9 protein-coding genes are annotated in these 12,808 nt (G+C 73.3%); 8 read left to right on the forward strand and 1 reads right to left on the reverse strand.

All coding sequences use genetic code 11. From position 1 onward, the window contains the following. The first annotated feature begins 65 nt into the window (after positions 1-65). The 3 genes from AB8A24_RS21520 (at position 66) to AB8A24_RS21530 (ending at position 4,834) form a co-directional block, all read left to right on the forward strand. Complete coding sequence (locus AB8A24_RS21520) at positions 66-2,372, forward strand: UvrD-helicase domain-containing protein (RefSeq protein WP_369477181.1); 2,307 nt, start codon at positions 66-68, stop codon at positions 2,370-2,372. 436 nt (positions 2,373-2,808) lie between these two features. Further along, positions 2,809-4,212 (forward strand): NAD-dependent malic enzyme, encoded by a 1,404-nt coding sequence (locus AB8A24_RS21525; RefSeq protein ID WP_030724224.1) that lies wholly within the window; start codon positions 2,809-2,811, stop codon positions 4,210-4,212. Between the two features lie 340 nt (positions 4,213-4,552). Further along, positions 4,553-4,834 carry an HU family DNA-binding protein gene (locus tag AB8A24_RS21530; protein WP_007264399.1) on the forward strand — a complete coding sequence of 94 codons (282 nt, stop codon included), beginning with the start codon at positions 4,553-4,555 and terminating at the stop codon, positions 4,832-4,834. 355 nt (positions 4,835-5,189) lie between these two features. Here the strand turns inward: AB8A24_RS21530 and murA are convergent, their stop codons facing one another. After that, entirely contained in the window at positions 5,190-6,533 is a 1,344-nt protein-coding gene (gene murA, locus AB8A24_RS21535) for a UDP-N-acetylglucosamine 1-carboxyvinyltransferase (RefSeq protein WP_030724225.1), read from the reverse strand. A gap of 263 nt (positions 6,534-6,796) precedes the next feature. Between murA and AB8A24_RS21540 the strand changes: the two genes are divergently transcribed. From AB8A24_RS21540 to AB8A24_RS21560, 5 genes are all read left to right on the forward strand, one after another. Beyond that, entirely contained in the window at positions 6,797-7,357 is a 561-nt protein-coding gene (locus tag AB8A24_RS21540; protein WP_328963183.1) for a YqgE/AlgH family protein, read from the forward strand. Positions 7,358-7,386: 29 nt separating this feature from the next. Further along, the gene (locus AB8A24_RS21545; protein ID WP_030010729.1) at positions 7,387-7,671 is read left to right on the forward strand and encodes a DUF3039 domain-containing protein; all 285 of its coding nucleotides are present in this window, start codon (positions 7,387-7,389) and stop codon (positions 7,669-7,671) included. 172 nt (positions 7,672-7,843) lie between these two features. Then, a complete protein-coding gene (locus AB8A24_RS21550; RefSeq protein WP_328963184.1) occupies positions 7,844-9,481 on the forward strand; it encodes a beta-N-acetylhexosaminidase in 1,638 nt (545 codons plus the stop codon). A 319-nt stretch (positions 9,482-9,800) separates the two neighbouring features. Beyond that, entirely contained in the window at positions 9,801-10,685 is an 885-nt protein-coding gene (locus AB8A24_RS21555; protein ID WP_030724228.1) for a xanthine dehydrogenase family protein subunit M, read from the forward strand. Next, a complete protein-coding gene (locus AB8A24_RS21560) occupies positions 10,682-12,787 on the forward strand; it encodes a (2Fe-2S)-binding protein (protein WP_369477182.1) in 2,106 nt (701 codons plus the stop codon). Before AB8A24_RS21555 ends, AB8A24_RS21560 begins: the two co-directional genes overlap by 4 nt. Positions 12,788-12,808 lie beyond the last annotated feature (21 nt).

The raw sequence follows: 12,808 nt of genomic DNA on the forward strand, positions 1-12,808 counted from the left end.
GTGCGGACAGGGGGCCGATTCGCGTACCTTTGACGGTCGCCCATGCACGTCAGAAGGGGGCCTTGGTGGCCGCGCAGAATGCCGCTGTCGACAGCACGGCGGATTCCGTCCGCGATCGGGAGATCGCGGTCGAGCAGACGCATCTCGACCAGGTGTACCGACGCCTTGAGGAGAAGATCCACGAGGCCGAGTTCCTCATGAACGACGCCGCCAAGCGCGGCCAGGTGGGTACGCCCGGCGCGCTCGCCGAGCGCGACGCCCAGGTCTTCCGGGCGGGTATCCACCTCAACCGGCTGAACAACGAGTTCGAGGACTTCCTCTTCGGCCGCGTCGACCTGGTGCTCGGCAAGGACGGGGAGCGCGGCGCGGACGGCGCGTACACCTCCGTCGAGCCCGCCGACGACGCGATCCGCGAGGACCTCACCGCCGACATCGCCGAGACGCTGCACATCGGCCGCATCGGAGTCCTGGACTCCGACTACGCGCCGCTGGTCATCGACTGGCGCGCGCCGGCCGCCGCGCCGTTCTACCGCTCCACGCCCAAGGAGCCCGGCCGGGTCGTGCGCCGCCGCGTCATCCGTTCCAAGGGCCGCAAGGTGCTGGGCGTCGAGGACGACCTGATGCGCCCCGAGGTCACCGCCTTCCTGGACGGCCGAGAGCTCCCCGCCATCGGTGACGGCGCCCTGATGGCCGCCCTCGGGCGGGCCCGCACGCACTCGATGCGCGACATCGTCTCCTCCATCCAGGCCGAGCAGGACCTGGTCATCCGGGCCCCCGCCGCCTCCGTGGCCGAGGTCGCGGGCGGCCCCGGCACCGGCAAGACCGCCGTCGCCCTGCACCGCGCCGCCTATCTGCTCTACCAGGACCGGCGCCGCTACTCCGGCGGCATCCTGATCGTCTCGCCGACCCCGCTGCTCGTCGCGTACACCGAGGGCGTGCTGCCCTCGCTCGGCGAGGAGGGCCAGGTGGCCATCCGGGCGCTGGGCTCGCTCGTCGACGGCGCGGAGGCCACCACCTACGACTCCCCGGCCGTGGCCCGCATCAAGGGCTCCTCCCGGATGCTCAAGGTGCTCCGCAAGGCCGTACGGGGCGCCCTGGAGCTCGGCGGCGCCCCCGACCGGCTGCGCGTGGTGGCCTTCGGCCGCCGCCAGGAGCTGGAGGCCGACGAGCTGAACCGGATCCGGCAGAACGTGCTCAGCGGCACCGCCCCGGTCAACCTGCTGCGCCCGCGCGCCCGCAAGCTGCTGCTCGACGCCCTCTACGCGAAGTCCGGCGGCGCCGGCCGGCACAGCGACCCGGAGCTGGCCGCCGAACTGCGCTCCGCCTTCGACGAGGACATCTCCACCGAGGACGCCTTCATCGGCTTCCTCGACGCCTGGTGGCCCGAGCTGACCCCGCGCGCGGTGCTCGCCGCGCTCGCCGACGAGCGCCACCTCGGCCGTTGGTCACGCCGGGACCTGGGCCCGCGCGAGAGCCGCCAGCTGGCCCGCTCGCTGCGCCGGGTGGGCCCGGACGGCAAGGGCCCCCTGTCGGTGCACGACGTGGCGCTGCTGGACGAGCTCCAGCTGCTGCTGGGCGCCCCGGCGCGGCCCAGGCGCCGGCGCGAGATGGACCCGCTCGACCAGCTCAGCGGGTTGGAGGAGCTGATGCCGACCCGCGAGGAGACGCAGTGGGAGCGGGCCGAGCGGCTCGCGGCGGAGCGCACCGAGTACGCGCACGTCATCGTGGACGAGGCCCAGGACCTGACGCCGATGCAGTGGCGGATGGTGGGCCGCCGGGGCCGGCACGGCACGTGGACGGTGGTCGGCGACCCGGCGCAGTCCTCCTGGACGGACCCGGAGGAGGCGGCCGCGGCCCGGGACGAGGCCCTCGGGTCGCGTCCGCGCCGGCGGTTCACCCTGACGGTCAACTACCGCAACCCGGCAGAGGTCGCCGAGGTGGCCTCCCGCGTGCTGCGCCTGGCGATGCCCGGCATGGAGCCGCCGTCGGCGGTGCGTTCCACGGGCCTGGAGCCCCGCTTCACGGCCGCCGCGGGTGATCTCGGTACGGCGGTCCGGGAGGAGACCCGGCGGCTGTTGGAGCAGGTGGACGGCACCGTCGGCGTGGTCGTGGCGATGGACCGGCGGGCGGAGGCCGCGGGCTGGCTCGCGGACCTCGGCGAGCGGGCGGTGGCGATGGGCAGCCTGGAGGCCAAGGGCCTGGAGTACGACGCCACGGTGGTGGTCTCCCCGGCGGAGATCGCGGACGAGTCCCCGGCGGGCCTGCGCGTGCTGTACGTGGCGCTGACGCGTGCGACGCAGCAGCTGACGGTGGTCTCGGCCGACCGGGACAAGCCGGACGCGGACGGGGTGCCGGAGCTGCTCCGGCCGTAGGGGCTCCCACCTACGGCCGGATGGTCCGCGGCCAGGAGCGTGGTGCTCGGATACGGGTACGAGTGGGGGGATCACTTTCGGCGATCCTTTGTTAGCCTGGGTACGGCACCGACTCGATCCAAGCCCCCGGGCCCAACCTTCGTCGCTCAGAGCGACCACTTGCCGCGAGGCGAGCATGGCGGGTCGGTGTCTTCAACGTATGAATTACCAGGTCCGCGCCCTCCACTCAGTGGGGGGCGCGGACCTGTTTCGTATGACCCCACCATTCCGAACGCCCGAGGTATCTCGTATGGTGGAAGAGTCTTTCCGAATTTTGTAGCTGGTTACCTTGTACTGGCTGGTAGGTGGGACGATCGGACAACAGGTCCTGCCGCACCTGCTGTGCAGCGGGGCTCTGTGTGTTACAGCGAACCAGGGACAGAAGAGGAACACGGCCATGGCAACGGCGCCCAGCGTCTCGTATTCGATGACGGTCCGTCTGGAAGTGCCCGCGAGCGGAACCGCGGTCTCCCAGCTCACCACCGCCGTGGAGTCCTCCGGCGGATCGGTCACAGGCCTCGACGTGACCGCATCCGGCCACGAGAAGCTCCGGATCGACGTCACCATCGCCGCGACCTCCACCGCGCACGCGGACGAGATCGTCGAGAAGCTGCGCGGCATCGAGGGCGTCAGCCTCGGCAAGGTCTCCGACCGCACCTTCCTGATGCACCTCGGCGGCAAGATCGAGATGGCGTCCAAGCACCCCATCCGCAACCGTGACGACCTCTCGATGATCTACACCCCGGGCGTGGCCCGCGTGTGCATGGCGATCGCCGAGAACCCCGAGGACGCGCGCCGCCTCACCATCAAGCGCAACACCGTCGCAGTCGTGACGGACGGCTCCGCCGTGCTGGGTCTCGGCAACATCGGCCCGATGGCCGCCATGCCGGTCATGGAGGGCAAGGCGGCCCTGTTCAAGCGCTTCGCCGACATCGACGCCTGGCCGATCTGCCTGGACACCCAGGACCCCGACGAGATCGTGGCCGCCGTCAAGGCCATCGCCCCCGGCTTCGCGGGCATCAACCTGGAGGACATCTCCGCGCCGCGCTGCTTCGAGATCGAGGCCCGCCTGCGCGAGGCCCTCGACATCCCCGTCTTCCACGACGACCAGCACGGCACCGCGATCGTCGTGCTCGCCGCCCTCACCAACGCACTGCGCGTGGTGGGCAAGGCAGTTGGCGATGTCAAGGTGGTCATGTCGGGCGCCGGCGCGGCCGGTACGGCCATCCTCAAGCTGCTCCTCGCGGCGGGCGTCAAGAACGCGGTGAGCGCCGACATCCACGGTGTCGTGCACGCGGACCGCCCCGACCTCGTCGACGCGGCCGCGGACTCCCCGCTGCGCTGGATCGCCGACAACACCAACCCCGAGGGCTACACGGGCACGCTGAAGGAAGCCGTGGTCGGCGCCGACGTGTTCATCGGTGTCTCGGCCCCCAACGTGCTGTCCGGCGAGGACGTCGCCGCCATGGCGGAGGGCGCGATCGTGTTCGCGCTCGCGAACCCGGACCCCGAGGTGGACCCGGCCGTGGCCCGTCAGACCGCCGCCGTGGTGGCCACCGGCCGCTCCGACTTCCCCAACCAGATCAACAACGTGCTGGTCTTCCCGGGTGTCTTCCGCGGTCTGCTGGACGCTCAGTCCCGCACCGTGAACACGGAGATGATGCTGGCCGCCGCGAGCGCGCTGGCGGACGTCGTGGGCGAGGACGAGCTGAACGCGAACTACATCATCCCGTCGGTGTTCAACGACAAGGTCGCCGGCGCGGTCGCGGGTGCCGTCCGCAAGGCGGCCTCGGGGGCCTGAGCCCGGCTGTGACGGCCCTCACGGCGCTCCGATCCCGGCGCGTCGCGAGATGCGGGCCCGACGGGCCGCCTCTAGGGTTGCGGGGATGCCCGCGAGGTCCGCGGTCCGCAGCGGCGTGTGAGCGAGGGCGTGGACGGAGCGTCACCGCGGCGTGACTGTGGCGCTTTTCGTGTGACCCCGACGGGTGCCGGATTGGCTTTCCCGCCGCTGGTGGGGGCAGGATGCGTAACCGGGCGAGAGGGTCTGACGTTCAGACCCGGGTCCGGGGACTGTCCTAGGGCCCTGGCAGCATCGGCTTCGATCTCACGCCTCTAAGGCAAGTTGAACACGGGAGTACAACATGAACCGCAGTGAGCTGGTGGCCGCTCTGTCCGAGCGCGCCGAGGTGACCCGCAAGGACGCCGACGCCGTTCTGGCCGCGCTCGCCGAGACCGTCGGCGAGATTGTCGCCAAGGGCGACGAGAAGGTCACCATCCCCGGCTTCCTGACCTTCGAGCGCACCCACCGTGCCGCTCGCACCGCGCGCAACCCGCAGACCGGCGACCCCATCCAGATCCCGGCCGGCTACAGCGTGAAGGTCTCCGCGGGCTCCAAGCTCAAGGAAGCCGCCAAGGGCAAGTAGTCCTGCCCCGGCGCCGAGGGCCGCACAGGCCTTTGGAACGGCAGTAGTACGCAGAACGACGATGGGCGGTCACCCCCGGGCGGGGTGGCCGCCCTTCGGTCTGTCCGGGGCCGGACGCGGGCCGGTGGGCCCGGACGGGCGGGCGGCCGCCCTTGGGCCGCCCGGCGGACCTGGCAGGCCCTGTGAGGGCCCGTCAGGGGCCTGGCGGGGCCCACGTATGCCGCCGGCATGTCCCGCGGGGACCGATGTGCGGCGCGTACGGGCCCTACGCGGACGCCGAGGCGCACGGAAAAGCCCCCCGGGCCCTGTGCGGGGCCGGGGGGCTTCTGCGTACGCGACGTGCGCGCGGGGGACCTCAGACGAGCTCGCCGCCCGGGAGTTCGACCTTCGCGCCGAGTTCCACGAGCTTCTCCATGAAGTTCTCGTAGCCGCGGTTGATCAGGTCGATGCCGTGGACCCGCGAGGTGCCCTCGGCGGCCAGGGCCGCGATCAGGTACGAGAACCCGCCGCGCAGGTCGGGGATGACCAGGTCGGCGCCCTGCAGCTTGGTGGGGCCGGAGACGACCGCCGAGTGCAGGAAGTTGCGCTGGCCGAAGCGGCAGGCGCTGCCGCCCAGGCACTCGCGGTACAGCTGGATGTGAGCACCCATCTGGTTGAGCGCCGAGGTGAAGCCGAGCCGGGACTCGTAGACCGTCTCGTGGACGATCGACAGACCCGAGGCCTGCGTCAGGGCCACGACCAGCGGCTGCTGCCAGTCGGTCTGGAAGCCGGGGTGGACGTCCGTCTCCAGCGCGATGGCCTTGAGCGGGCCGCCCGGGTGCCAGAAGCGGATGCCGTCGTCGTCGATCTCGAACGCCCCGCCGACGCGGCGGAAGGTGTTCAGGAAGGTCATCATCGAGCGCTGCTGGGCACCGCGCACGTAGATGTTGCCGCCGGTGGCGAGCGCCGCGGAAGCCCAGGAGGCGGCTTCCAGGCGGTCCGGGAGGGCCTTGTGGTTGTAGCCGCCGAGGCGGTCGACACCCGTGATCCGGATGGTCCGGTCCGTGTCGACGGAGATGATCGCGCCCATCTTCTGCAGGACGCAGATGAGGTCCTCGATCTCCGGCTCCACCGCGGCGTTGCTGAGCTCGGTGACGCCCTCGGCCAGCACGGCCGTCAGCAGCACCTGCTCGGTCGAGCCGACCGACGGGTAGGGCAGGCGGATCTTGCAGCCGCGCAGGCGCTGCGGGGCTTCCAGGTACTGGCCGCCCTCGCGCTTCTCGATGGTCGCGCCGAACTGGCGGAGCACGTCGAAGTGGAAGTCGATCGGCCGGCCGCCGATGTCGCAGCCGCCCAGACCCGGGATGAAGGCGTGGCCGAGCCGGTGGAGCAGGGGGCCGCAGAACAGGATCGGGATCCGCGAGGAGCCCGCGTGGGCGTCGATGTCGGCGACGTTCGCGCTCTCGACGTGGGTGGGGTCGAGGACGAGTTCGCCCGGCTCCTCGCCGGGACGGACCGTCACCCCGTGCAGCTGGAGCAGCCCGCGGACGACGCGCACGTCACGGATGTCGGGAACGTTGCGCAGCCGGCTGGGTCCACTGCCGAGCAGAGCGGCGACCATGGCCTTGGGCACGAGGTTCTTCGCACCACGGACACGGATCTCGCCCTCGAGCGGGGTACCGCCGTGGACAAGCAGTACATCGTCACTGATGCCGGTCATGAATCTCGCGTTCCGGAGAGGGGTGGGCAGGGGGCCAGGGAAAAGGGTAAGGGTCACCACCCCCTTGTTCGTAAGGCCGACGTGGCCGTAGGACTGTCATGAATTCGGTACAACACCCTCCGTATCCACCACATGGCGGAGCGTTGCGTTCCGCCTACGCCGTCCGTGCGCGCTCCTCGCTGCTGCCGTGCGCCCTGAGCTGCGATCGATCCGATCTCTCCGCCGGCTCCCCGGAATCGGCCGATGTGCGGGATCATGGCGGCATGACCGAGGTGTCCTCCCTCACAGGGCGGCTGCTCGTGGCCACCCCCGCCCTCGCGGACCCGAATTTCGACCGCGCGGTCGTGCTGCTGCTCGACCACGACGAGCAGGGCTCCCTCGGCGTGGTCCTGAACAGGCCGACCCCCGTCGGCGTCGGTGACGTCCTGCTGCCCTGGGCGCCCCTGGCCGGCTCCCCCGGAGTGGTCTTCCAGGGCGGACCGGTGGCCATGGACTCGGCCCTGGGGCTCGCGGTCATCCCGGGTGAGGAGGGGCCGCTCGGCTGGCGCCGCGTGCACGGCGCCATCGGCCTGGTCGACCTGGAGATGCCGCCGGAGCTGCTGGCCGCGGCCCTGGGCGGCCTGCGGATCTTCGCGGGTTACTCCGGCTGGGGCCCGGGTCAGCTGGAGTCCGAGCTCGGCGAGGGCGCCTGGTACGTGGTGGAGTCGGAGCCCGGGGACGTGTCCTTCCCGGATCCGGAGCGGCTCTGGCGGGCGGTGCTGCGCCGCCAGCGCAGCGACCTCGCGATGGTCGCCACCTATCCGGACGACCCGTCGCTCAACTGACGGGCGCGGGGTTAAGTACCCTGGGTTCCATGAGCACTCTTGAGCCCGAGCGCGGGACTGGCACGGGAACCCTCGTAGAGCCGACGCCGCAGGTGTCGCACGGTGACGGCGACCACGAGCGCTTCGCCCACTACGTCCAGAAGGACAAGATCATGGCGAGCGCGCTCGACGGGACCCCCGTCGTCGCGCTCTGCGGCAAGGTCTGGGTACCGGGCCGGGACCCGAAGAAGTACCCGGTCTGCCCCATGTGCAAGGAGATCTACGAGTCCATGGGCCCCGGTGGGGACAAGGACAAGGGCGGCAAGGACAAGTAGTCCGCCCCCCGGCCCTCCTTCTTCCGCGGGACCGAGACCCCCGGTGCGCCACAGCGCGTCCGGGGGTCTTTGCCGTGCCCGCACGGAGCGTTAGGGTCGGCGCGACGAGCGCCCTGCGGAACGAGCGTTGCGCAGGACGCAATCCGCGCACGCAGTCGTGAAGGGCTGACGCATGGACCTGATCCCCGCACCCCGGGTCGCACGTCTCGACGAGGCCGGGCGCCGCTTCGCGTTCGGGCCCGAGCCGCTCCTCGACGCCGGTCCGGGCACCGGGACGGTCGCGCGCTGGCTGCGGCGGGAACTGGGCGCGGCCACCGGCTGGGAGCTGCCCCCCGCCGCGGCCGGCGCCGCCGCCGCGCTGCGGCTGCGCGTCGACCCGGACGTCGCGGGGGACCTGGGGCCGGAGGCGTACCGCATCGACATCGGCCCGGACGGGGCGGAGCTGCGGGGCGCGAGCGCGGCCGGGCTGTTCTGGGGCGCCCAGACGCTGCGTCAGCTGCTCGGGCCCGACGCGTACCGCAGGGCGCCGCTGCCCGGCCGCGCGTGGAGCCTGCCGTACGCCTGCGTCGCGGACGGCCCGCGGTTCGGCTGGCGCGGGATGATGCTGGACGTGGCCCGGCACTTCATGCCCAAGGACGGCGTGCTGCGCTACATCGACCTGCTCGCCGCGCACAAGCTCAACGTGCTGCACCTGCACCTGACCGACGACCAGGGCTGGCGGATCGAGATCAAGCGGTACCCGCGCCTGACCGAGGTCGGCGGGTGGCGCCCGCGCAGCCGGTGGGGGCACCGGGCCTCGCCGCTGTGGAACGAGACCCCGCACGGCGGGTACTACACCCAGGACGACATCCGCGAGATCGTCGCCTACGCCGCCGAGCGGCACGTCCGGGTGGTCCCGGAGATCGACGTACCGGGGCATTCGCAGGCCGCGATCGCCGCGTACCCGGAGCTCGGCAACACCGACGTCGTCGACACCGCGGCGCTCGGGGTGTGGGACGACTGGGGGATCACCGAGAACGTGCTCGCGCCCACCGAGGCCGTGCTGCGGTTCTACGAGGGGGTCTTCGAGGAGCTGCTGGAGCTGTTCCCGGCGGAGGTCTCACCCTTCGTGCACGTGGGCGGGGACGAATGCCCCAAGGCCCAGTGGAAGGCCTCCGCGGTCGCCCAGGAGCGGATCCGCGAGCTGGGCGTGGACGGCGAGGACGGGCTGCAGGCCTGGTTCGTACGCCACTTCGACGGCTGGCTCACCGCGCGCGGGCGCCGGTTGATCGGCTGGGACGAGATCCTGGAGGGCGGGCTCGCGGACGGCGCCGCCGTCTCCTCGTGGCGCGGTTACGCGGGCGGGATCGCCGCCGCCGAGGCCGGGCACGACGTGGTCATGTGCCCCGAGCAGCAGGTGTACCTGGACCACCGGCAGGCGGCCGGCGCGGACGAGCCGATGCCCATCGGGTACGTGCGCTCGCTGGAGGACGTCTACCGCTTCGATCCGGTGCCGCCGAAGCTCTCGCCGGAGGCCGCCGCGCGGGTGCTGGGCGCGCAGGCCAACGTGTGGACCGAGGTGATGGAGAACCAGGACCGCGTCGACTACCAGGTGTTCCCGCGGCTGGTGGCCTTCGCGGAGGTGGTGTGGTCGCAGCAGCCCGAGCCCCGGGAACGCGATTTCGCGTCGTTCGAGGGGCGGATGGTGGCGCACTACGCGCGGTTGGCCGCGCAAGGGGTCGATCACCGGCCGCCGGGCGGCCCGTTGCCGCGGCAGCGGAGGCCCGGGGTACTGGGACGCCCGATCGAAGGAGCGCCCCCGAACGTGTGACACCTGGGTGACGACGCCGACCGGAACCGAAAGGGAACAGGAGCGGAACTCTGCCTCAATTTCCGCCGATACGGGGAAAATCGGGCAATCGGGGAGGAGGGTCGTCGAAGGCGGTGCGACAGGGCCGTACGGCCCGTACGGGACACCGCGCCCGGGGTCGGGCGCAGCGGGCCGACCCTCGCGCCGGCCGGGTCGGAAGATGTGCCAGAGTTGCCACGTCCCGGCGGTGAGCACGTACCGTACGGCGGAACAGGCGTGAGCGCCGGAACCGGGACATCGGGAAGGGGCAGCTGGGTTGACCACGCACGCACCGCACGCACTGGATTCACCTCAGGGGCCGCACGGCCCGCAGGCGGCGCAGTCCGTGACGCTGCCGGCCTCGCTCGACGAGGCCGTGGCGGCGCTCACCGCCATGCCCGCCGCCGTGCCGGTCGCCGGCGGCACCGACCTGATGGCAGCCGTCAACGCCGGGCTGCTGCGGCCCGCCGCGCTGGTGGGCCTGGGCCGGATCAACGAGATCCGCGGCTGGCAGTACCAGGACGGCCACGCGCTGCTCGGCGCCGGCCTCACGCACGCCCGGATGGGACGGCCGGATTTCGCCGCTCTGATCCCCGCCCTGGCGGCCGCGGCCCGAGCCGCCGGACCCCCGCAGATCCGCAACGCGGGCACCCTCGGCGGCAACATCGCCACCGCCGCGCCCACGGGTGACGCACTGCCCGTGCTGGCCGCGCTGGAGGCCGTCCTCGTCATCGTCGGCCCGGGCGGGCAGCGCGAGATCCCGGTGTCGTACCTGCTGGCCGGGCGGGAGATGCTGCGGCCCGGCGAGCTGATCGGCTTCGTGCGGGTGCCGCTGCTGCACGCCCCGCAGGTGTTCCTGAAGGCCACCGGCCGTACCGGGCCGGGGCGGGCCGTGGCGTCCGTGGGGCTCGTCCTGGACCCCGCGCGCCGGGGCGTGCGCTGCGCCATCGGCGCGGTCGCCCCGATGCCGCTGCGGCCGCTGGAGGCCGAGCAGTGGGTGGCCTCGCTGATCGACTGGGACGGCGGGCGGACCTTGGCCCCCGAGGCGCTGGAGGCCTTCGGCGAGTACGTCGCGGCCGCGTGCGTGCCCGACCAGGGTGAGCCGGTGGCTCCCGGAGTACTGCATCTGCGGCGGACGGTGGCCGTGCTGGCGCGCAGGGCCCTCGGGAGGGCGCTGACCTCATGAGCGAGAACGAGAACGAGAACGTGACCCAGGGGAACGGCACGGCGGGCTGGGGCTGGGAACCGGTCCCGCAGGGCGGCGAGTACGACTCGGACGCCACGGCCTTCGTGAAACTGCCGCAGGACATGCTGGACGCGCTCGGCACCGGGGAGCCGCTCGCGGCCCCCGGGCACGGCTACGTGCCGCCGCCGATGATCGTGCCGCTCGGCTCGGCCAGTACGGATCCGGCGGCCACGGGGACGTGGTCGATCCCGGTGCAGTGGCCGGAGGCCGGTGGATCGGCGCAGGCCGATCCGGCGGGCGCTGCGGGTGCGGGTGCGGCCGGTGCGGGTCAGGGGCCGGGTCAGGGCCCGGGCCCCGGGTCCGTGGGCGGGCCGATCCCGGCGTCGATCCCGATCCCGGCGTCGGTCGCGGCGGCGTTCGCCGAGGCGGAGCCGGAGCAGCCGGTGACCGATCCGAGCGCGACGGCCGAATGGCGCTTCCCGGAGGCGCCGCACGAGCCCGAGCAGGCCGGCCCGGCGACCGGGCAGTGGGCCGTGCCCGAGTTCGACGAATTCGCCGAGCAGCCGAACGAGTACCGGCCGGGCGCGCTGGACGCCGACTGGAGCCAGGCCCCGGCGACCCTGCCGGGCGGCGCCCCGGCGCCGTGGGCGTACCTGACGCAGCAGCCGGCCGAGGACCCGAACGCGGACAACGGCGCCGGTGCCGGCGCCGCTGCCGGTGTGCTGCCCGGTACGGACGAGGCCGCGGCCGCTTCGGCCGCCGCCGCCGCGACGGCGCACGCCGCCGGACGGCTGCTCGGCGGGCCCGGAGTGGGCGCCGCCGGACGCGGGCCGCGGGTGTTGGGCGGACCCGGGGTGGGCACCGCCCTGCCCGAGGGCGAGCCGGTGCACCCGGCCCCGCACGACATCGAGGCCGCGCACGGCCCGGCGGCGGAGCAGGCCGAGGGCGCCAGGGCCGCGGACCACGCGGGGCAGGGCGAGTACACCGGGCACGCGGGCCACACGGGCCACGCGGGCCACACGGGCCACACGGGCCACACGGTCCAGGGGGAGTACGCCGGGTACGCGGAGCAGGCCGGGTACGCCGAGCCGGCCCCCGCCCCCGCCCCCGTCCCCGCCCCGGCCGCCGACCCGGAGCCGCAGCCGGTGGCTTCCCCCGAGCTGGATCTCTTCGGCGGGGTGCGTGCCCAGGCACCGGCCGCCGAGCCCGCGCAGCCCGGCGGCACCGACGGCCACGGCTTCACCGCCTTCGGCCACGCGCCGGAGCCCGGGCCGAAGGCCGCGCACGAAGCCGCGCACGAGGCGGAGCCCGTCGCCGTCGCGGAGTCCGACCCCGGCCACGGGGACGGGCCGGCCGCGCAGGAGCCCCCGGCCGACCGCACGCCGACCGAGGACACCGCCGACAGCGAGGGCGCACTCCCGGACGAGGAGATCGGCCGAGGTCTCCCGGCCGAGGTGGCGACGTACGAGGAAGAGGCGATCGCCGGGGCCGTCGCCCATCACGAGCACCCGTCGGCCTCCTACGTCCTGCGCGTCAACGGCGCCGACCGGCCCGTCACCGGCGCCTGGATCGGCGAATCCCTCCTGTACGTGCTGCGCGAGCGGCTCGGCCTCGCGGGCGCCAAGGACGGCTGCTCGCAGGGCGAATGCGGCGCCTGCGCCGTGCAGGTCGACGGCCGGCTCGTCGCCTCCTGCCTGGTACCGGCCGCGACGGCCGCCGGCAGCGAGGTCCGCACCGTCGAGGGTCTCGCGACGGGCGGGGAACTCTCGGACGTCCAGCAAGCGTTGTGCAGGTCGGGCGGGGTGCAGTGCGGGTTCTGCATTCCCGGCATGGCCATGACCATCCACGACCTGCTGGAGGGCAATCACGCCCCCAGCGAGCTGGAGACCCGGCAGGCCCTGTGCGGCAACCTCTGCCGCTGCTCCGGCTACGCGGGGGTCGTCGACGCCGTGCGCGAGGTCGTCGCCGAGCGCGAGGCGGCGGCCGCCGAGCCGGCAGCCCCGGGCGCGGGCTCGGGCTCGGGCTCGGGCGCTTCGGAGCCGCGTATCCCGCAGCAGGCAGCGCCCGGCGAGGGCGGCATCCACCACGGAGGCACGGCGTGAGCGGGCAGGACGCGGCGACGG

Origin of the sequence: Streptomyces sp. BF23-19 (assembly GCF_041106355.1) — a bacterium.
Taxonomy (GTDB): domain Bacteria; phylum Actinomycetota; class Actinomycetes; order Streptomycetales; family Streptomycetaceae; genus Streptomyces; species Streptomyces virginiae_A.